This is a genomic window from Rummeliibacillus sp. TYF-LIM-RU47 (assembly GCF_008638315.1).
Lineage (GTDB): Bacteria > Bacillota > Bacilli > Bacillales_A > Planococcaceae > Rummeliibacillus > Rummeliibacillus stabekisii.
Genome location: NZ_VVIR01000004.1, coordinates 18,103 through 38,643 on the forward strand (window position 1 = coordinate 18,103; position 20,541 = coordinate 38,643).

The 20,541-nt window shown below is 38.7% G+C and carries 21 protein-coding genes; 19 read left to right on the forward strand and 2 right to left on the reverse strand.

Annotated elements, in window-relative coordinates:
• The first annotated feature begins 234 nt into the window (after positions 1–234).
• From F0527_RS13725 to F0527_RS13735, 3 genes are read left to right on the forward strand one after another with little or no spacing between them, the layout of a single operon-like run.
• Positions 235–996 (forward strand): ParA family protein, encoded by a 762-nt coding sequence (locus F0527_RS13725; protein ID WP_066791188.1) that lies wholly within the window; start codon positions 235–237, stop codon positions 994–996.
• Positions 989–1,828, forward strand: coding sequence for a ParB/RepB/Spo0J family partition protein (locus F0527_RS13730; protein WP_150285301.1), 840 nt, complete (start codon positions 989–991; stop codon positions 1,826–1,828). The genes F0527_RS13725 and F0527_RS13730 overlap by 8 nt, the downstream gene beginning before the upstream one ends.
• 11 nt (positions 1,829–1,839) lie before the next feature.
• Positions 1,840–2,544: a DUF554 domain-containing protein gene (locus F0527_RS13735; protein ID WP_150285302.1), complete on the forward strand. Its 705-nt coding sequence runs from the start codon at positions 1,840–1,842 to the stop codon at positions 2,542–2,544.
• Here the strand turns inward: F0527_RS13735 and yyaC are convergent.
• The gene (gene yyaC, locus F0527_RS13740; RefSeq protein ID WP_147197617.1) at positions 2,503–3,099 is read right to left on the reverse strand and encodes a spore protease YyaC; all 597 of its coding nucleotides are present in this window, start codon (positions 3,097–3,099) and stop codon (positions 2,503–2,505) included. The genes F0527_RS13735 and yyaC overlap by 42 nt on opposite strands.
• A 73-nt stretch (positions 3,100–3,172) precedes the next feature.
• Here yyaC and F0527_RS13745 point away from each other — a divergent pair, with 73 nt between their 5' ends.
• The 11 genes from F0527_RS13745 (at position 3,173) to F0527_RS13795 (ending at position 13,467) form a co-directional block, all read left to right on the forward strand.
• The gene (locus tag F0527_RS13745; protein WP_223823615.1) at positions 3,173–4,072 is read left to right on the forward strand and encodes a mechanosensitive ion channel family protein; all 900 of its coding nucleotides are present in this window, start codon (positions 3,173–3,175) and stop codon (positions 4,070–4,072) included.
• Between the two features lie 2 nt (positions 4,073–4,074).
• Positions 4,075–4,290 carry a DUF951 domain-containing protein gene (locus tag F0527_RS13750; protein WP_066791180.1) on the forward strand — a complete coding sequence of 72 codons (216 nt, stop codon included), beginning with the start codon at positions 4,075–4,077 and terminating at the stop codon, positions 4,288–4,290.
• Positions 4,291–4,366: 76 nt separating this feature from the next.
• Entirely contained in the window at positions 4,367–5,467 is a 1,101-nt protein-coding gene (gene ychF, locus F0527_RS13755) for a redox-regulated ATPase YchF (protein ID WP_147197615.1), read from the forward strand.
• Positions 5,468–5,676: 209 nt separating this feature from the next.
• Positions 5,677–5,967, forward strand: a complete 291-nt coding sequence (gene rpsF, locus F0527_RS13760; protein ID WP_066791174.1) for a 30S ribosomal protein S6 — start codon at positions 5,677–5,679, stop codon at positions 5,965–5,967.
• Positions 5,968–6,008: 41 nt separating this feature from the next.
• Positions 6,009–6,563: a single-stranded DNA-binding protein gene (gene ssb, locus F0527_RS13765; RefSeq protein ID WP_150285303.1), complete on the forward strand. Its 555-nt coding sequence runs from the start codon at positions 6,009–6,011 to the stop codon at positions 6,561–6,563.
• Positions 6,564–6,614: 51 nt separating this feature from the next.
• Positions 6,615–6,851, forward strand: coding sequence for a 30S ribosomal protein S18 (gene rpsR / locus F0527_RS13770; RefSeq protein ID WP_066791170.1), 237 nt, complete (start codon positions 6,615–6,617; stop codon positions 6,849–6,851).
• Between the two features lie 294 nt (positions 6,852–7,145).
• Entirely contained in the window at positions 7,146–8,087 is a 942-nt protein-coding gene (locus tag F0527_RS13775) for a YybS family protein (protein ID WP_150285304.1), read from the forward strand.
• A 13-nt stretch (positions 8,088–8,100) separates the two neighbouring features.
• A complete protein-coding gene (locus tag F0527_RS13780; protein WP_147197609.1) occupies positions 8,101–10,077 on the forward strand; it encodes a DHH family phosphoesterase in 1,977 nt (658 codons plus the stop codon).
• Entirely contained in the window at positions 10,074–10,523 is a 450-nt protein-coding gene (gene rplI / locus F0527_RS13785; protein WP_066791164.1) for a 50S ribosomal protein L9, read from the forward strand. Before F0527_RS13780 ends, rplI begins: the two co-directional genes overlap by 4 nt.
• 12 nt (positions 10,524–10,535) lie before the next feature.
• A complete protein-coding gene (dnaB, locus tag F0527_RS13790) occupies positions 10,536–11,891 on the forward strand; it encodes a replicative DNA helicase (protein ID WP_066791160.1) in 1,356 nt (451 codons plus the stop codon).
• 286 nt (positions 11,892–12,177) lie between these two features.
• Entirely contained in the window at positions 12,178–13,467 is a 1,290-nt protein-coding gene (locus F0527_RS13795; RefSeq protein ID WP_066791158.1) for an adenylosuccinate synthase, read from the forward strand.
• A gap of 60 nt (positions 13,468–13,527) precedes the next feature.
• Here F0527_RS13795 and F0527_RS13800 read toward each other — a convergent pair whose 3' ends face one another.
• Complete coding sequence (locus F0527_RS13800) at positions 13,528–14,448, reverse strand: YitT family protein (protein ID WP_150285305.1); 921 nt, start codon at positions 14,446–14,448, stop codon at positions 13,528–13,530.
• Positions 14,449–14,941: 493 nt separating this feature from the next.
• Between F0527_RS13800 and yycF the strand changes: the two genes are divergently transcribed.
• From yycF to F0527_RS13825, 5 genes are read left to right on the forward strand one after another with little or no spacing between them, the layout of a single operon-like run.
• Entirely contained in the window at positions 14,942–15,652 is a 711-nt protein-coding gene (yycF, locus tag F0527_RS13805; RefSeq protein WP_066791156.1) for a response regulator YycF, read from the forward strand.
• A 6-nt stretch (positions 15,653–15,658) separates the two neighbouring features.
• A complete protein-coding gene (gene walK, locus F0527_RS13810) occupies positions 15,659–17,491 on the forward strand; it encodes a cell wall metabolism sensor histidine kinase WalK (protein WP_150285306.1) in 1,833 nt (610 codons plus the stop codon).
• Entirely contained in the window at positions 17,482–18,828 is a 1,347-nt protein-coding gene (locus F0527_RS13815) for a YycH family regulatory protein (protein ID WP_150285307.1), read from the forward strand. Before walK ends, F0527_RS13815 begins: the two co-directional genes overlap by 10 nt.
• Positions 18,815–19,645, forward strand: coding sequence for a two-component system regulatory protein YycI (locus tag F0527_RS13820; protein ID WP_150285308.1), 831 nt, complete (start codon positions 18,815–18,817; stop codon positions 19,643–19,645). The genes F0527_RS13815 and F0527_RS13820 overlap by 14 nt, the downstream gene beginning before the upstream one ends.
• A 12-nt stretch (positions 19,646–19,657) precedes the next feature.
• Positions 19,658–20,446 (forward strand): MBL fold metallo-hydrolase, encoded by a 789-nt coding sequence (locus F0527_RS13825; protein WP_150285309.1) that lies wholly within the window; start codon positions 19,658–19,660, stop codon positions 20,444–20,446.
• The last annotated feature ends 95 nt before the right edge of the window (positions 20,447–20,541 follow it).

Below are 20,541 nucleotides of genomic sequence, written 5' to 3' on the forward strand. Positions count from 1 at the left end.
TTATTTAAGCTTTCTTTTACATAGTGAACTCAAACAATAGATTGCAGCCAAGTCCGCTGATAACAGCATATTCCCTTAAATATTCTCTATAAAAAATCAAGATAATGATTAACTGAGCCTTTTAAATTTTTGCATTTTACTCTTTTAAATTGGAGCCGAACACGTATTTTTTTGATAGAATGTAGAAAAAGGTATGTTTGTTACCCTCAATATGTTATTGAAAGCAGGTGCACCATGGGAAGAACAATAGCAATTGCAAACCAAAAAGGCGGCGTTGGCAAAACAACAACATCTGTAAACTTAAGCGCGTGCCTTGCTGAATTAGGAAAAAAGGTATTATTAATCGATATGGATCCGCAAGGAAATGCAACAAGTGGTGTAGGAGTCAATAAAGGGGAAGTAGAAAAGTGCATTTATGACGTACTTATTGATGATGAGCCTATACAAGAAGCTATTACCCAAACAAAAATGGAAAATCTCTATGTTGTGCCAGCTACGATAGCGCTCGCTGGGGCAGAAATTGAATTGGTTTCTACAATTTCGAGAGAAGTGCGTTTAAAGCATGCCATCGATCAACTGAAAAAAGAATATGATTTTATTATTATAGATTGTCCACCTTCTTTAGGTTTATTAACAATTAACTCACTTACAGCAGCAGATGCTATCTTAATCCCCGTGCAATGTGAATACTATGCGCTTGAAGGTTTAAGCCAATTGTTGTCTACTATACGTTTAGTCCAAAAGCATTTGAATAACAATCTTGTCATTGATGGAGTTTTGTTGACAATGCTAGATGCCCGTACGAATTTGGGGCTTCAAGTAATTGAAGAAGTAAAAAAGTATTTTCAAGACAAAGTATACAAAACAATCGTGCCAAGGAATGTACGTTTAAGTGAAGCTCCGAGCCATGGTGAACCTATCATTATATATGATCGCAAATCACGTGGAGCTGAAGTTTATATGGAGTTGGCGAGAGAGGTGATTAAGAATGGCTAAAGGATTAGGCAAAGGTTTGGGCGCGCTTTTTCAAGAACAAGATTTATCTGAAAGAGATCAAGTAACGCAAATCTCTATCAAAGATATCAGAGCAAATCCTTTTCAACCTCGTAAGATATTTGATCAATCCGCATTAGAGGAGCTAGCTCAATCAATAAAGGAACATGGTATCCTACAGCCGATTATAGTAAGGAAGAAAAGAGTTAAATATGAAATTGTTGTAGGCGAACGACGCTTCCGCGCAGCCCAATTGGCAGGACTGGTAGAAGTGCCTGCTGTTATCCGTGAGTTAGACGATGCACAAATGATGGAGTTGGCCATTTTAGAGAATCTTCAACGAGAAGATTTATCGCCAATTGAAGAAGCAGAAGCGTACCAAAGTTTATTGGAGGCTCTAAAGCTGACACAAGATCAGTTGTCTCAACGATTGGGAAAAAGCCGTCCTCATATTGCCAATCATATACGATTGCTGTCACTACCAAAAGATATTCAGCAATATATCAATGATGGTGCCTTAACAATGGGACATGGAAGAACGTTATTAGGATTGAAAAATAAAAAGCAAATACCTCTTGTGGCAGAAAAGGTCATAAAGCAACATCTTAATGTCCGCCAATTGGAAGAGCTTGTTCAATCTCTTAATGAGGATGTTTCACGTGAAACAAAAAACAAAGGAAAGAAAGATATATTCCTAGAAGAAAAAGAATCGCAGCTACGGGATTATTTTGGCACGAATGTTTTAATCAAAAAAACAAAAAATAAAGGTAAAATTGAAATTGAGTTCTTCTCAGAAGATGATTTAGAACGCATATTAGAATTACTAGAGGATTGAGAGGATGTTCATTGGTATTATTAGGTACATTAGTGGATGCGCTATTAATCATCATAGGAACGATCATTGGTAGGTTCCTGCAAGGCATCCCTGATAAAATGAAAGAAGCTGTCATGCAAGTAATAGGGCTATCGGTAATACTGATGGGCATTCAAATGGGAATTAAAAGTAACAACTTTATTATTGTTATTGTTAGCCTTGTTATTGGCACGTTATTGGGCGAGTGGATTGACCTGGACTTGCAGTTAAATCGATTCGGAAGATGGATCGAAAGTAAAATCAGCAAAAAAGGCGATAATGGAGATATCGCCCAAGCATTTATAACAAGTACATTAATCTTCGCGATAGGCTCTATGTCTATCTTAGGGGCGCTAGACAGTGGATTAAGAAACGATCATTCTGTTCTAGTAACAAAGGGAATTATTGACGGATTTACTGCGATATTCCTAGCATCCACGTTAGGTATCGGTGTGATTTTGGGTGCTGTGTCAGTCTTTATATACGAAGGAGTCATCGCCGTATTTGCTGGCCAAATTAGCCGCTTTGTACCCGCTGACGTTTTAGATACATTTGTTCAACAGCTCACAGCTACTGGGGGAGCTATGATTATAGCCATTGGATTAAGCATGATGGGACTTGCTAAAATTCGCATTGCCAATATGCTTCCGGCTATTTTAATTGTGGCTCTCATAGTGACGCTGATGCACTTTTTTTAATGAATGGCGATGCCATGCAAGATACAAGGCACGGGCGATTCGGTTGCTCATTTCATAGGTGATATTGAGTCTTGTTGTTTGCAATATAGTGTGTTCCATGAAGCCGCCAAAGTTGACGATTCCCTTAATTGAGACGTCTCCTATTGGTGGCAATTCTTTTTTTACAGCCTTTCCGGGAAGCAAAGGTCCAGGTTGGAAAAGAATTTCTCCGATTCGTTTTTGATCACCAAGGCATGCATCAATTGCTACTACAAAAGGTGGTACCTTGTGATTTTCAAATGAATCTACTGTTTGAGATAAATTCAGTGCGTGAAGCGGTTCTTCTAATGAACCAATGATTTTATAAGGAAATGATACAAAGTTTGACAGGATACTGCCGGTTAAAGGGCCTAATGCATCTCCTGTAGAACGATCAGATCCAATACAGCAAAATACGAGATTTTCATGATGGAATGGTATATGCTCTAATAGAAATGAACTCAACCGCCAAGTGGCGCCAGAGTCTTCATAATGCAATGCGTATGAGAATGCCGAATTAGATATAGGGAGTGTCATAGGTAATCTCACTTTCTCTTTTTTCAGCAGTATACGTATATTCGAAACTTTTTATACTAAAGGAGACATATAATTGAGTTTACAAAAGTTTTTTAGTAATCCTACAGAAGAGTTAACCAAACTTTTGCATAATGAGGAATTTTGGGAAAACATAGGATGGGGCACAATTAGAATTGTTACAATCGCTATCTTATCCATGATACTTGTGCGAATTGCTAAAATAGCCATAACTAAGTTTTTCAACCTACGTATAAATGGTCCTATTGCTTTAAATCCTACAGCAGAACGAAGATATAGAACCATTTTACGGCTATTACAAAGCATCATCTCATATGCTGTATACTTTTCAGCTATTATAGCTATTCTCTCAGTTATGCATATTAAAGTAGCTGGTTTGCTGGCAGGTGCTGGGATCGTCGGTTTAGCAGTAGGGTTTGGCGCACAGAGTTTGGTAAAGGATGTCATCACCGGATTCTTCATTATTTTTGAAGACCAATTCGGCGTTGGCGACTATATCAAAATTTCAGCTGTTGAAGGTACCGTCATAGAAATTGGGCTGCGGACAACCAAAATTAAGGGGGGCGCAGGTGAAATCAATATTATACCGAACGGGACTATTTCAGAGGTTGTGAATTATTCTATCAATAATTCAGTGGCTGTAATTGATGTCAGCATTGCTTATAATAATGATATAGCCAAGGCGGAAAGTTTAATAGAAGAATACTTGAGCAAACTGCCTTCCAATCACGAAGAGATTGTGACTGAGCCCACGCTGCTAGGGGTCCAAAATGTAGCAGGTGGCGAAGTGACTTTGCGAATTACAGTAGAAACGTTACCAATGCAACATTTTGCTGTATCTCGAATGATTCGAAGAGATATTAAAGAAATATTTGATACGTACCATATAGAAATTCCTTTCCCTAAAATGATGGTTTATGAAAGGAATATGAATAGAACGGAGGAAGGTGAGTAAAAGTGGAAAAAAAGCTATACGAGATGAATGATATAGTAGAAATGAAAAAACAGCATCCTTGCGGGACAAATAGATGGAAGATTATCCGAATGGGCGCAGATATCCGTGTGAAGTGTGAAGGTTGTCAGCACAGCGTTATGATTCCACGGCGTGAATTTGAGAAAAAGATGAAAAAGGTATTAGTTCAGGCGAATCCAACAGAAGCCTATGAAAATTAGACATTTGATAAATGAATATCTATAATAGACAGGTTGAATATGAATTTTTGAACGTATAGGGAAAGGTAGTGGGAAAATGGCTTTAACAGCAGGGATTGTAGGATTGCCAAACGTAGGAAAATCCACTTTATTTAATGCGATTACAAAAGCAGGAGCACTTGCAGCAAACTATCCATTCGCAACGATTGACCCGAACGTAGGGATTGTAGAAGTGCCAGATGCGCGTCTTGATGAATTAACAAAATTAGTCCAACCAAAGAAAACAGTACCCACAGCATTTGAATTCACTGATATAGCAGGTATTGTAAAAGGTGCCAGCAAAGGCGAAGGTCTAGGAAATAAATTCTTGGCACATATTCGTGAAGTGGATGCAATTACGCAAGTAGTTCGCTGTTTCGAAGATGAAAATATTACGCATGTTGCTGGAAAGGTAGATCCTATTAGCGATATTGAAGTAATTAATCTAGAGCTTATTCTTGCTGACTTAGAATCGGTTGATAAACGATATGCAAAAGTAGAAAAATTAGCTCGCCAAAAAGATAAAGAAGCAATGGTGGAAGCGCCGGTTTTAGAAAAAGTTAAAGAAGCTTTCGCAAACGAAAAACCTGCACGTTCAGTTGATTTATCGGATGAGGAATTAAAGATCATCAAAAGTTTAAATTTACTAACGCTAAAACCAATGCTTTACGTAGCTAACGTTTCAGAAGATGAAGTAGCGGATGTAAGCAACAATCAATACGTACAAACAGTACGTGATTATGCTGCAAAAGAAGGTGCAGAGGTAATCGTTGTTTGTGCGAAAATTGAAGAAGAAATTGCTGTGTTGGACGATGAAGAAAAAGCTATGTTTTTAGAAGAACTAGGCATTGAAGAATCTGGTCTAGATCAGTTAATCAAAGCTTCTTATAGCTTGCTAGGCCTAGCCACTTACTTTACAGCAGGTGTCCAAGAAGTAAGAGCTTGGACTTTCCGCAAAGGTATGAAAGCTCCGCAATGTGCGGGCGTCATCCACTCTGACTTCGAGCGTGGATTTATCCGTGCTGAAACTGTTTCTTATGATGATTTAATGCAATACGGTTCTATGAGTGCAGCAAAAGAAGCTGGCCGTGTCCGTCTTGAAGGAAAAGAGTATGTTGTACAAGATGGCGACATTATGCTATTCCGCTTTAATGTATAGTTGATAATTAGAACCATGTGATGCATTAGACATTACATGGTTTTTTATTTACTTAATCTATGAAGACATGAAATATACACAATAATTCTACTCAATAGTTGTCCAAAGCAATCTCTTGTGGTACAATATATTGATGTGAGTAGTAAATATTACTAACTCCTTGCCAAGTGACATTCATTTGGCCAAAGTCCATAAGGAGGTGCTTATAAATGAGAGCATATGAATTAATGTACATTATCCGTCCAAACATCGAAGAAGAAGCTAAAAAGGCTTTAGTTGAACGTTTCGACGAAATCCTAACTTCTAACGGAGCAGAAATCATCGAATCAAAAGATTGGGGCAAACGCCGTCTTGCTTATGAAATCGAAGACTTCCGTGAAGGTTACTATCAAATCGTAAAAGCTAACGCTGATACAAAAGCGATCGACGAATACACTCGTTTAGCTAACATCAGCGAAGATATCATTCGCCATATCGCAGTTCGCGAAGAAGAAAAATAATTAATTATAAATAAAAAAGCAGAGAAGGGGGTTGAATTCTGATGATTAACCGTGTCGTATTAGTCGGAAGGCTAACAAAAGATCCGGAACTTCGCTACACACCAAATGGTGTAGCAGTTGCTCGTTTTACATTAGCTGTGAATAGAACATTTTCTAATCAACAAGGTGAAAAGCAAGCCGACTTCATCAACTGTGTTGTTTGGCGTAAACAAGCTGAAAATACTGCAAACTTCTTGCATAAAGGAAGCCTTGCAGGGATTGAAGGCCGTATCCAAACAGGCAGTTTTGAAGGTCAAGACGGCAAGCGCGTATACACAACAGAAGTGGTGGCAGATAGTGTCCAATTCTTAGAACCACGAAGTGCAACTGGAGATCGTCCGGCACCAAGCCAATCGTATGGCGGTCAATCGTCTTACGGTGGTGGCAGCCAATATGGCAGTGCTTCTCAAGAAGGGAATTATCAACAGCCATCATATCAACAGAATCACTCACCTAATCAGCAAAACTATACACGTGTAGATGAAGATCCATTTGCGCCAATGAATAACAATGGCGGAGGGAAAGTTGACGTAACAGAAGACGACCTTCCATTCTAGCAAGAGATTACCACACGTTAATACAAAATGATTATGAGGAGGGACTACACAATGGCACCACGTAGAGGAGGCCGCAAACGCCGTAAAGTTTGCTATTTCACTTCTAATAACATCAAACACATCGATTATAAAGATGTTGATTTGCTAAAAAAATTCATCTCTGAGCGCGGAAAAATTCTTCCACGCCGTGTGACTGGTACAAGCGCTAAATACCAACGTAAACTTACATCAGCAATCAAAGTTGCTCGTGTAATGGCTTTACTACCATTCACTGCAGAAGATAAATAATAAATGTTAAAAGACTAGCTTATGCTAGTCTTTTTTTATCGATATAAAGCTTAATTTCTTTATTTGTTTAAGCCATCTAAGTAGTACTAGCAAGCCGCTAAAAAATCTTTTGGTTATTATTTATCCAGCTGGGGAACAAGAGGATTCTTACATTTTTTATAAGTGTAATGATTGCTGTTTCAATTAAGGTTGGTGGAGAGCTAGATACCCCTTGTGCTTTTGTTTGCAACCACGAAACATGGTACAATAGTAAGATGAAATAGTAGATTGTCTATAAGAAAAGGAAGGTTATAAATGCCGGAAAACAAGACAAGAAGATTGACACAGGGCGCAATGATGATTGCGTTGTTTACAATATTATTAGCTATTTCAACCTACGTGCCTCTCATCAATATTGTAACAGTTTGGTTCGTGCCACTGCCTTTAGCATGGTATGCAGCAAAGTACGAAAGTAAATTTTCGTTAGCAGCTATTGCAATCAGTATTATTCTGTCCCTTTTAATTGGTGGCCTCTTAGCGCTTCCACAGGCTATTTTATTTGGCATTGTTGCTTTTATAGTGGGATATGGCATACGCAAACAGAAGAGCAAGGGATTCTTATTTTTATCAACTTCTTTAGCATCATTAGTTGTAATTTCCGTTGAATATGTGATTGCTGTACGCTTTTTTCATATGGATTTTATAAAACAAATGATTGAAACTGCAAGAAAAAGCTATGAAAAATCAAATGAATTGACTAAGGCAATGACTGGACAAGCACCGCTTTCCAGTGAACAGATCGAAACGATGATTAATACAATACAGATAAGCATGCCTACACTAATCATCTTGTGCGTATTTGCATTTGCTTGGTTAATGATTTCGGTTCAGCTACCTGTATTGCGTAGATTGGGCTTAAATGCACCCAAATTTAAGCCGTTCAAAGACTTGCGTTTACCTCGAGCTATGTTATGGTATTATCTTGCTGTCTTAGCAATAACATTGTTTATCAAGCCAGCAGAAGGAACATTTCTTTATGTCATAGTACTAAATCTATCCTTTCTTCTAACCATTTTGTTTTTGATTCAAGGAATATCCTTTATTCATTTCATCATAAATCAAAAAGGTTGGCCGAAGTGGACAGCAGTTGTCGCTACAATCTTGGCTTTTCCGTTAAGTTCATTTGTCACTTTGATAGGAATTGCTGATTTAGGCTTTCAACTGCGCGAGCTAATAAGTGACATGACAAGAAAATAAGGAGTTGGGATTTATGGGTTCTCTTTTTAGAAAAAGACCAATACGTTATCCTCTTTTAATGCTGTCGCTGCTTGGCTTAGCAAGTATAGTTATTTGCTTAATGTGGAATGCATTGATCGGCATCCTTTATGGTTTAATCCTTATCCTTGTTTTTATCCTTGCTTGGAAGGCTGAAATGGATACCTATAAGGAAACAGAAAAGCATATTGAGATGCTTTCATACCGCTTGAAAAAAGTGGGCGAAGAGGCGTTGCTTGAGATGCCAATCGGGATTGTACTGGTTGGGGATGAGTATGAGATAGAATGGTGCAACCCGTATATGCACGAAATTTTAAATAAAGAGTCATTGATCGGAGAAGATTTGTTTTCCTTATCAGATGATTTTTATACATTGATCAAGCATGAGGACTCTAACGAATTAAATTTAACGTTAAATGAACGCAAATACAGGGCTTATTATAGATCAGAGGAAAAACTAATTTACTTCTTTGATATTACGGAACAAGTAGAAATCGAAGAGTTATATAATGAAGACCGCACAGTGATTGCCATCCTGTTTGTTGATAACTATGACGAAATTACACAAGGGATGGATGACCAAACGCGTAGCCAGACAAATTCTCTTGTGACTTCGCTAGTTAATAACTGGAGCAATGCGAACGGTATTTTCCTGAAAAGAATTGCTGCGGACCGTTTTATAGCTATATTGAATGAGTCCATTTTACAAGAACTAGAGAAAAAACGTTTTTCAATTCTTGATGATATACGAGAAATTACAGCTCAGCAAAATTTGTCGTTAACGTTAAGTATTGGAGTAGGGGCAAGCTCGACATCACTTATAGAATTAGGAGAGTTAGCGCAGTCCAGTTTAGACCTAGTTTTAGGTCGCGGTGGCGACCAGGTAGCAATTAAAGAAGCGAATGGTAAAGTAAGATTCTATGGCGGTAAGACGAATCCCGTTGAAAAACGCACGAGAGTCCGTGCAAGGGTTATTTCACATGCTTTGCGTGATTTAATCCAAGGCAGTGACCAAATTTTCGTTATGGGTCACAAGATGCCCGATATGGATGCGATTGGCGCGGCTATTGGTGTGAGAAAGATGGCCGATATGAACGGGGTTAAAGGATATGTTGTCGTTGATTTTGACAATATAGACAATAGCATTAATCGTCTTATGCAGTTGGTAAAAGAGAAATCAGACTTATATAACCGTTTTATTACACCAGAGCTTGCGATTGATAAGATGACAGAGAAGTCTCTGCTTATTATAGTGGATACACATAAGCCAAGCATGACGATAGAGGCAAAGCTATTAAACAAAACAGACAAAGTCGTTGTGATTGACCATCACCGTCGGGGTGAAGAATTTGTTAAAAGTCCGATGCTAGTCTACATGGAGCCATATGCATCTTCTACTGCAGAGCTAGTGACCGAATTACTAGAATATCAGCCGAAAGATGATAAAATATCTATGTTGGAGGCGACAGCCTTATTAGCGGGTATTATAGTGGATACCAAGAGCTTTACATTGCGTACAGGTGCTAGAACTTTTGAGGCAGCTTCGTACTTGCGTACAAATGGGGCAGATACGGTACTCGTCCAACGATTGTTAAAAGAAGATATTACAACCTATATTGAACGCTCCAAAATCGTGCAGACAGCAGAGTTTTACCATGAAGGATTGGCGATTGCTCGTGGTGATGATGATCAAATCTATAACTCTGTATTAATTGCGCAGACAGCGGATATTTTGTTGACGATGAAAGACATTTCAGCCTCATTCGTTATTGCACATCGTAGTGATGGCAGAATTGGCATTAGCGCCCGCTCGTTAGGTGAAATGAATGTTCAGCTAGTAATGGAAGAACTCGGTGGAGGCGGACATCTGACAAACGCAGCATGCCAATTAGAAGCAGATACGATTGATGAAGCAATAGAACGACTAAAAGTAGCTATAGATAAAGTAATAGAAGGGGGAAAAGAATCATGAAAGTGATCTTTTTAAAAGATGTAAAAGGGCAAGGAAAAAAAGGTGAAACAAAAGAAGTGTCAGATGGTTATGCACGTAACGTACTTTTGAAGCAAAAAAGTGCTGTTGAAGCAACTCCAGCTGCACTAGCTCAATTGAATGCACAAAATAAACGTGCTGCCCTTGATGCAGCCCAAGAATTAGAAGACGCAAAAGCATTAAAGGAAAAATTAGAGGGCTTAACAGTTGAATTAACAGCTAAACCAGGAAAAGATGGCCGATTATTTGGTTCTATTACGTCTAAACAAATTGTAGAACAGCTACAAAAAGACTTTGGCATCAAAATCGATAAAAGAAAAATGGAAATGAAAGATGCAATTCGTACATTAGGCGTAACGAAAGTTCCTGTTAAGCTTCATCATGAAGTATCTGCTGCATTGAAAGTACATGTTGCAGAACAAGAATAAGGGAGAGACAGTATGAACGATCCACAATTGGACCGCATTCCACCGCACAATCAAGAAGCTGAACAATCCGTAATTGGCGCTATTTTTCTTGAGCCGCAAGCTTTGATTACCGCTTCAGAAGTACTGTTACCGGAAGATTTTTATCGTACGGCACACCAAATGATTTTCCAAACAATGTTGCGCTTAAGCGACCAAGGAAAAGCGATTGATGTTATTACGGTAACAGAAGAGTTATCTTCGCATAATGAGCTTGAGGATATTGGCGGTATTTCTTATATTACGGAAATTGCGAATGCTGTCCCAACAGCAGCCAATGTCAGCTACTACGCTCATATCGTTTCAGAAAAGGCGTTGCTTCGCCGTTTAATACGCGTGGCAACCAAAATAGTCGAAGATGGCTATACACGTGAAGATGAAGTAGACGCACTTCTTGCTGAAGCAGAGAGCAAAGTTATGGAAGTAGCCAATCGAAAGAATGCCGGTGACTTCAAACATGTCAAAGACGTGCTTGTTGAGACATATGCCAATGTGGAGAAACTTCAAAATCGCCAAGGTGATATCACGGGAATCCCAACAGGTTTCCGTGATTTAGACCGTCTAACAGCAGGATTCCAGCGAGGAGATTTAATCATCGTTGCTGCGCGTCCTTCAGTAGGGAAAACCGCCTTTGCATTAAATGTGGCACAAGCTGTCGGTACTTTAACCGAGGAGAATGTTGCTATTTTCTCTTTGGAAATGGGTGCTGAACAGCTTGTCATGCGTATGCTGTGTGCAGAGGGTAATATCGACGCACAAGTCTTACGGACAGGCGCTCTCAATTCAGAAGACTGGCGAAAGCTTACGATGGCGACAGGTACATTATCCAGAGCAGGCATCTATATCGATGATGCAGCTGGTGTACGTGTAAGTGAAATACGTGCCAAATGTCGTCGTCTTAAACAAGAACAAGGGCTTGGCATGATTTTGATCGACTACTTACAATTGATTCAAGGCAGCGGTGGAGCAGGCCAAAATAGACAACAAGAAGTATCAGAAATATCTCGTTCACTAAAAGCATTGGCACGTGAGTTGGAAGTGCCTGTTATTGCGCTATCCCAATTATCTCGTGGTGTTGAACAGCGACAAGATAAACGTCCAATGATGAGTGACTTACGGGAGTCTGGAAGTATTGAGCAGGATGCGGATATCGTAGCATTCCTATACCGTGAAGATTATTATGATAAAGAGACAGAAGACGCCAATACAATTGAAATTATCGTTGCCAAACAGCGTAATGGCCCGACAGATACGGTGAAGTTGGCATTTAAAAAAGAATACAATAAATTTGTTAGCGTAGATTGGACAGCAGACGTACCTGCTGGCTTTTAGTTGTGAGAGCATTACATTTAATGCTCTTTTTTTTATTGCCAGAATGAGTAGCTAGTCTTGGAGCAAGAAAAGGAAGGAATTCTATGCAAAACGGAACTAACAATCTATTGAGGTAATATTACCCAAAGTCTATAACTTTACTATTAAAAAAACGAACATTGTAGTCTGACTTCTATTACATGTTCGTATATTTTAGCCATCTTGTATTGACTTGGCCTATTTTCGTTGTTACAATAAGTCTGTTTGAATCAGGGTGCAATGAATGTGCCTGACGGAGGTGCTGATTATGACATCAGTTGTAGTAGTAGGAACACAATGGGGAGACGAAGGAAAAGGGAAAATTACCGACTTCTTATCGAAAGAAGCTGAAGCCATCGCCCGCTATTCTGGTGGTGATAATGCAGGCCATACAATCCAATTTGAAGGGGAAACGTATAAATTGCATTTAATCCCTTCAGGCATTTTTTATAAAGAAAAAATGTCCATTATGGGGAATGGCATGGTAATCAACCCCAAATCACTTGTTGAAGAATTAAAAGGGCTACAAGAAAGAGGCGTAAGCACAGAGAATTTACGCATCTCAAATCGCGCTCACGTTATTCTGCCGTATCATATTTACCAAGATAAAGTAGATGAGGAAGCCCGCGGTGACCAAAAAATTGGAACAACCTGCAAAGGAATTGGCCCATGTTATATAGATAAGGTACAGCGAATTGGTATCCGTATCGCAGATCTACTAGATAAAAAAGTATTCGAAGAGAAGTTACGTACAAACTTAGAAATGAAAAACCGTCTTTTTGAAAAATTCTATGGTGTAGAACCTTTGAAATTTGAAGATATTTTTGAAGCGTTTTACCAATATGGTCAAGAAATTGCTCAGTATGTAACAGATACATCTAAGATTCTTAGCGATGTGCTAGAAGAGGGCAATAAGGTACTATTTGAGGGTGCGCAAGGCGTTATGCTGGATGTAGACCATGGCACATATCCATATGTCACTTCATCCAATCCAGTTGCTGGTGGCGTTGCAACAGGTGCTGGCGTAGGTCCGTCACAAGTAAACCGTGTGATCGGTGTAAGTAAAGCTTATACTTCACGCGTAGGAGATGGCCCGTTCCCAACTGAATTATTTGATGAAATTGGCCAACAAATTCGTGAAGTTGGACGAGAATATGGTACAACAACAGGCCGTCCACGCCGAGTAGGCTGGTTTGACTCCGTAGTTGTCCGCCATTCTCGCCGCGTATCAGGTATTACAGATTTAGCATTAAACTCAATCGATGTGTTAACTGGTCTTGAAACTGTAAAGATCTGTACAGCGTATGAATATAATGGTGAAATTATTACAGAATACCCTGCAACTCTTCACGCAATTGAAGGCTGCAAACCAATCTACGAAGAGCTTCCTGGATGGACAGAAGATGTCACAGGATGCAAAACGCTAGATGAATTACCTGAGAACGCAAGAAACTATGTAAAACGTGTAAGTGAACTAACTGGTATTCGCATTGCAACATTCTCAGTGGGACCAGATCGTGATCAAACTAATGTACTGCTTAATGTGTGGGACGCGTAATTCTAGCCCATCATATAAAAGTCAAAAGGCAATCCCATCTTTTCGAGGGATTGCCTTTTATTAATGGATATCTTTCTTCTTAAAACGTCCTCCACGCACTTCAGCAATATTGCCAATCGCAAGAAAGGCATGTTCGTCAAGTTCGCTAACAATCGTTGTGAGCTTTGATTCTTCTAAACGCGTGATCACTGTAAAGATCACTTTCTTCGTGTCTCCTGTATAAGCGCCCTCGCCATTTAGATAGGTAACGCCACGGCCCAAACGGTCAATAATTGCTTGCCCGATTTCATCGTATTCATCGCTGATAATATAGACAGCCTTCGATTCGTCGAGACCCTGAATGGTAATATCAATCATTTTGTAAGCAATAAAGTAGGCTAGCCCTGAATACATAGCTTGTTCCCATGTGAATACAAATCCGGCTACTGTGAAGATAATGAGGTTAAAGAACATGATGATTTCGCCTACGGAGAATGGGAGTTTTTTATTGAAAAGTATAGCTAATACCTCTGTACCATCAAGTGAACCGCCTGATCGAATGACAAGGCCGACTCCGATACCAAGGATAATTCCTCCGAAAACAGTGGATAGCAGCAAATCTTGGGTAACGGGTTTTACATGTTCCAAGAGAAGTGTTGCGACAGATAAAGTAGTAATACCGAGTGCAGTTGATAATGCGAATGTTTTCCCAATTTGCTTATAACCGAGGAAAATAAAAGGGATATTAAGGAGGAAAATAAATACGCCTAGTGGCAGATGAGTTAAATGGGAAATAATTATAGAAACGCCGACAATGCCTCCGTCTAAAATGTTGTTGGGAACGAGGAATAGGCTAAGTGCAATAGCAGTTATGCATGCACCAATGATGACCATAATAGTTCTTTGTGCCAGCCTCTTTTTGGACTGTGTTTTCTTCAGTTTATTTACTTCTATGCCCTTTGGCAAAACCGGCTGCTGTTTCTGTCGGTTTGCATCACTCATAAAATCTCTCCAATCTTTTTGTAGAATAATAGTTTAACAAGACTTACAAATAGCAAGATCCTTGGCGAAGAATTGGCTAATCGTAATTTTAAGCCATAGACCTATTCATCCGTAAAGCCCAATTAGTTCCACTAATAACCAAATGAGACAAATTATCATCCTTTTAGCAAAGCGTCACCCTATATCTCTATAATATCGGAAAATTCGGGTTTTAAGAAGTGAAAAGCATGGCTTTGTTAAAACTTTTAAAAAGAAATGCATATTATAGGAGAAATGTAGGGGATAAAATAAGCCCTTATGACCGTTCTAAATCTCAATGAAAATAGCTGAAGTATGGTAAAATTAAATAGGACATATAGTCGATGTGTCGATTCATAGCGAAATTATTCCCCAGGAAATGTCGAAGGGGGTTTTTAAAGATGCAACGCAAACTTAAGAATGGTAGAGTATTGATAGAATAGAAAAAGACCGGAGTAAGGAAGGGGAATATATATTGGATAAGACGATTTTAGTAGTGGACGATGAAAAGCCAATCGCAGATATATTGCAATTTAATTTAATTAAGGAAGGCTATAAAGTTGTCTGTGCATATGATGGAGATGAAGCATTAAAAAAGGTAGAGGAAATTAAACCTGATTTAATGCTTTTAGATATTATGTTGCCAAAAAGAGATGGTATGGAAGTATGTCGTGAAGTACGAAAAAAATATGACCTGCCAATCATTATGCTGACAGCGAAAGATTCAGAGATTGATAAGGTACTAGGTTTAGAGCTTGGTGCTGATGATTATGTGACTAAACCTTTTAGCACACGAGAATTGATTGCAAGAGTGAAAGCAAATATGCGTAGACACCAAACTGTGGCAGTAGCTGAAGAAGCAGTTGAAGAGAACAATGATATCGTAGTAGGATCGCTTGTCATTCAGCCAGATGCATACCTTGTATTAAAAAGAGATGAAGCAATTGAATTAACACACCGTGAGTTTGAGTTGCTTCATTACTTGGCTAAGCATATCGGACAAGTTATGACGCGCGAGCACTTACTACAAACTGTTTGGGGCTATGATTACTTTGGAGACGTCCGCACAGTAGATGTGACCATTCGTCGACTTCGTGAAAAAATTGAAGATAACCCGAGTCATCCAGCATGGATTGTCACTCGCCGAGGCGTTGGCTATTATTTAAGAAATCCTGAACAGGAGTAAAAGAACATGCAAAAGGTCCGTTTTTTTAAATCAGTCCAAGTTAAACTAGTTCTGATTTATGTATTACTCATCCTTATTGCAATGCAAATTATAGGGCTTTATTTTGCAAAGGAATTGGAACAAAACTTAAAAAAGAGCTTTGAAACTTCAGTTACTGACCGTTTGACACTTGTTAACTTTAGCGTTAAAGAAGAATTGTTAAAGGAACGAACGGATAGTGATCCAACGCTTGAACAAAGCTTAAAAAGTATTGTAGATTTATCCTCCGATGATATTAAAGAAATTAGAGTTATAGATCCGCGTTACCGAATCCTTGCTTCCTCTGATAAGAGCAATCAGTCTATTGTCGGTCAACGAGAAATGGATTCACTTGTAAGGCAATCTATCACAACACAAACGCGCTATGCCAAAATTGCATTAGATGAAAAGACACGCAAAAGAATTTGGGTAGTGGCCACTCCAATCATGTCAAATGGAAAGGCTAATGGCAAAGAAATTGGAACCGTTTATGTAAAGGCAAACATTGAACGGATTTTTGAGCAAATGAATGATATTAACCAAATCCTTGCAGCCGGAACTGCATTAGCTTTAGCCATAACAATTGTGCTTGGAATTTTCATTGCCAGAACTATTACAAAGCCAATTTCCGATATGCGAAGACAAGCGCAAGCAATGGCCAGAGGAAATTTCTCAAGGAAGGTTAAAGTATATGGCAACGATGAAATAGGTCAATTAGCTATTGCCTTCAATCATTTGACCAATCGTCTTCAAGAAGCGCAGTCAACTACTGAAGGTGAGAGAAGAAAGCTTGCCTCCATCCTTACGAATATGACGGATGGCGTTATTGCGACTGATCGGAAGGGGAAAATTATATTAATCAACTCACCAGCTGAAAAACTGTTAAATAGCGGTCATAATGAGTTAATGGGAAGACCATTGGTTTCCGTATTAGGTTTGGAGAAACAATATACATTTGAGGATTTAATCCACATGAAGGATGCAATCAACCTTGATTTTAGTTTCTCAGAGCGTCCATATATTTGGCGTGCTAATTTTTCTGTAATACAGAAGGAAACTGGCTTTGTGAACGGTTTGATTACAGTTCTGCATGATATTACAGAACAAGAAAAGATTGATATGGAACGGCGCGAGTTTGTGTCTAATGTATCTCATGAATTGCGTACGCCACTTACAACGATGCGAAGTTACTTAGAAGCATTGACAGAAGGGGCTTGGCAAAATAAAGAGATTGCCCCGCACTTTTTGCATGTCACACAAACTGAGACGGAGCGAATGATTCGTCTGGTAACAGACTTATTGCAGCTTTCCCATATGGATAGCAGAGAATATGAGATCAACGCTGATATTGTGGACTTTAATCGATTCTTCAACAGCATTATTGACCGTTTTGAAATGGCAAAATCGAAGAACGTTGAATTTATACGATTATTGCCTTCTGTTTCATACTATGTAGAAATCGATACAGATAAGATTACTCAAGTTATTGATAATATTATCTCCAATGCATTGAAATATTCGCCCGATGGCGGCAATATTCGCTTTGGCATGAAAGCAAATGACGGTATTTTAACTGTCATGATTTCAGATGATGGAATGGGTATTCCGAAAGATAATGTTGACCGTATCTTTGACCGTTTTTATCGTGTAGATAGGGCACGGGCACGATCTATGGGTGGAACAGGGCTTGGCCTTGCTATTTCTCGGGAAATGATTGTAGCGCATGGCGGGAAAATATGGGCAGAGAGTGAAGAGGGAGTAGGTACAACCATTTTCTTCACATTGCCATATGAAGAGGATGAGGCAGGTGAGTGGGATTGAAATATATCGAGCAGATTAAATCACTTTTACTCTTCGTCTTAGTCTTTTTAAGCATTACATTGACGTTTTCCATTTGGACATACAAACCAGACTATGACCCACTTGAAAAACAAAAACCGCCGCTGAATGTTTCTTTTGAAAAGAAACAACAGCTGGCTGATGTCGTTAAACCATATCGTATGGTCTTCCACGAGAAGGATACGTGGCGCGGCACAGATCGGTATGAAGAAATGAAAAACATGCTGAATCGAATGCATCGTTGGCGTATCTCTAATATGACTTTAGTAAGCAAAAATGCGAATGCCTATAAGGTGAATCAATTAATGAGAGATGCAGATAACTTCACACTATTTTTCCCTGCAGAAGTGCCCTATGCCATCTTCCAAAATATTTTGCCGACTGTCGATGAACAGCCTAAAAATCTTTCATTTAATAAAATGATTTTAGATTGGGAGCGCATAGACGACTCAGATGAACTTATTGTTTTCTTCGCCAATACTACTAATGGTCAGCTTTACAAAGCAAAGGTACATGTAGATAGCCAAGATGACTTTTATAAATATATTATAGACAAATCTCATTCTCTTGAACGTTATATTGCGTACGCAAGGGAAAGAGGAAATACACTGTATTTACCTGCACAAGAGGAGAAGGTTATGCAGTATACGTATTTAAGCTCTTCTTCCTCTATTGATAAGTTTAAAAATGCATTATTTACAATGCCTAAAAGAGTTAAAAGCAGTATTGATGATACAAACTTTAAAGAGAATTATACGGATGGCGTTTCCATGATGACGGTTAATACAAGTAAAAAAACCTTGGATTACGTTGATGCTAATGCTGTAGACAACTTAGAAAAGACAAATAAATCTAGCCTTATCTTGAATACATTCAATTTTATTAATGAACATGGTGGATGGACAGGCGATTTCCGCTATGAAGATGTTGATACTTCAAACAACAAAATTATGTATCAGCTATATGTGAAAGACTATATGGTATATACTGACGCATCTATCACCTCTACAGCAATTGAGACTGTATGGGGAGAAACACGGATTGCTCGTTATATACGTCCTTATTACAAGCTTGTCTCTGTCCCTGAAAACGAAACCGTTATGATAGAGAGTGGCGAAAGAGCCATTGAGGAAATAAGCAAACAAGATGGTGTCGATATAAATGATGTGGAAGAAATAAGGCCGGGTTATTATTTATCTACGAATGAACGTCCAAATGTCTTTATACTCAAGCCTACTTGGTTTTACTTTATCAATGGCAAGTGGAAGTCTCTACCTCTAGTGCCGAGTGCAGGAGGTGAGCAAGTTGGATTGGAATAAAGCTAAAACCATCTTTATCATTGTATTTTCTATTTTAAATATATTTTTGTACTATATGTACGTAAATCGTTATAATGAAGCGCAAAGTGTTCCTGTTATTGGCGATACAGATTTTTCTACACGCTTAAAAGATGAAAACATAACGATTAAAAACAAGCCTGCTGCAACGATTAACGTCTCCTATATTTCAGGCAAAATTAAGAAGTTTAATATGTTGGAGCTTGCCCAATTGAAAAATCAAAAGCTCCATATCGGTAATAATGACACAGAAATTGTATCAAAGATTACCAAGCCGATGCCCTTGACAAGTTTATCAGCTAATAATATAACGCAATTTGTTGAGAAGAATGTTTATAAAGGAAGATCGTATAGGCTTTGGAAGATAGACAAGTTGAACAAAGTAGCAACATTCTTCCAAGTTTCAGATAATCGAACGATTTATTACAATCAGAATGCAGCTGTAAAAGTACATTGGAATGACGCAAATGAAATCACAAACTATGAACAGAGGATGTTTGATTCACTGAAAAGCTTTGGCGAAAAAGGAACGTTGATTGAACCAGAAAAAGCTATTAAAGCTATTCTAAACAAAGGCTATTTAATGCCGAACTCTACAATTACAAAAATAGAGCTTGGCTATTCAACACTTGTACCTTTAACGCAAATCCAAGTGCTGGCACCAACATGGTATATCCATGTAGAATTGCCAAAGGATAAAAAAGGGATTAAGAATGAAGTGGATTACTTTGTAAACGCGGATGGGACAATCGTAGATATTGAACATAACGTCAAAGAAAGGGAATTACAGCAACAGTAAGGAGTTTTAGCCATGCAGTTTAGTGTGTTAGCTAGTGGCAGTACTGGCAACTCCATCTTTGTAGAGAGCGGCGAACATTCATTAATCGTCGATGCTGGGTTGACTGGCAAAAAGATGGAACAGCTTTTTGAAAAAGTAGGCCGTGATATAAAAAGTTTAAACGGGATATTGGTTACACATGAGCATTCTGACCATATTAAAGGTGTGGGAGTGCTGGCGAGAAAATATCAAATACCTGTATTTGCAAATGAAAAAACATGGAAGGCAATGGATGGGCTAGTCGGAACAATTCCAACAGACCTTCGTTTTCAATTTGATATGGAAACGGTCAAAACCTTTGGCTCATTAAATGTTGAGTCCTTCGCTGTTTCACATGATGCAAGTGATCCTATGTTTTATTGCTTCCATGATGGTCAAAGAAAGCTAGTGGTCATCACAGATACAGGCTATGTTAGCGATCGGATGAAAGGCATTATAAGAAGTGCTGATTCATTTGTTTTTGAAAGCAACCATGATGTTGGCATGCTGCAGGTGGGACGATATCCGTGGTCCGTCAAACGCCGAATTTTGAGCGACTTAGGGCACGTTAGCAATGAGGATGCAGCTGTTGCAATGAGTGAAGTGATAGATCAGAAGCCAACGCGCATCTATTTATCACACTTAAGTAAAGACAATAATATGAAAGATTTAGCACGTATGAGCGTTTCTCAAACATTGCAATCATGTGGCATTATGCCTGGTGAATTCGTCCAATTGTATGATACGGATGCGAATGAACCAACAGAACTGGTCACAGTCTAAATATATAGAAATTCCCCTTTATGAAATGGCTCTGTCCGTTATATTGATAACGAACGAGATTAGAGTCAGTTTAATAAAAGGGGATTTTTTTATGC

Excerpts from the sequence above, each read along its gene's own strand:
- F0527_RS13725 (WP_066791188.1), top strand. The coding sequence starts at position 235 with ATGGGAAGAACAATAGCAATTGCAAACCAAAAAGGCGGCGTTGGCAAA.
- F0527_RS13730 (WP_150285301.1), top strand. The coding sequence starts at position 989 with ATGGCTAAAGGATTAGGCAAAGGTTTGGGCGCGCTTTTTCAAGAACAA.
- yyaC (WP_147197617.1), bottom strand. The coding sequence starts at position 3,099 with ATGACACTCCCTATATCTAATTCGGCATTCTCATACGCATTGCATTAT.
- ychF (WP_147197615.1), top strand. The coding sequence starts at position 4,367 with ATGGCTTTAACAGCAGGGATTGTAGGATTGCCAAACGTAGGAAAATCC.
- rpsF (WP_066791174.1), top strand. The coding sequence starts at position 5,677 with ATGAGAGCATATGAATTAATGTACATTATCCGTCCAAACATCGAAGAA.
- ssb (WP_150285303.1), top strand. The coding sequence starts at position 6,009 with ATGATTAACCGTGTCGTATTAGTCGGAAGGCTAACAAAAGATCCGGAA.
- rpsR (WP_066791170.1), top strand. The coding sequence starts at position 6,615 with ATGGCACCACGTAGAGGAGGCCGCAAACGCCGTAAAGTTTGCTATTTC.
- F0527_RS13775 (WP_150285304.1), top strand. The coding sequence starts at position 7,146 with ATGCCGGAAAACAAGACAAGAAGATTGACACAGGGCGCAATGATGATT.
- F0527_RS13780 (WP_147197609.1), top strand. The coding sequence starts at position 8,101 with ATGGGTTCTCTTTTTAGAAAAAGACCAATACGTTATCCTCTTTTAATG.
- rplI (WP_066791164.1), top strand. The coding sequence starts at position 10,074 with ATGAAAGTGATCTTTTTAAAAGATGTAAAAGGGCAAGGAAAAAAAGGT.
- dnaB (WP_066791160.1), top strand. The coding sequence starts at position 10,536 with ATGAACGATCCACAATTGGACCGCATTCCACCGCACAATCAAGAAGCT.
- F0527_RS13795 (WP_066791158.1), top strand. The coding sequence starts at position 12,178 with ATGACATCAGTTGTAGTAGTAGGAACACAATGGGGAGACGAAGGAAAA.
- F0527_RS13800 (WP_150285305.1), bottom strand. The coding sequence starts at position 14,448 with ATGAGTGATGCAAACCGACAGAAACAGCAGCCGGTTTTGCCAAAGGGC.
- walK (WP_150285306.1), top strand. The coding sequence starts at position 15,659 with ATGCAAAAGGTCCGTTTTTTTAAATCAGTCCAAGTTAAACTAGTTCTG.
- F0527_RS13825 (WP_150285309.1), top strand. The coding sequence starts at position 19,658 with ATGCAGTTTAGTGTGTTAGCTAGTGGCAGTACTGGCAACTCCATCTTT.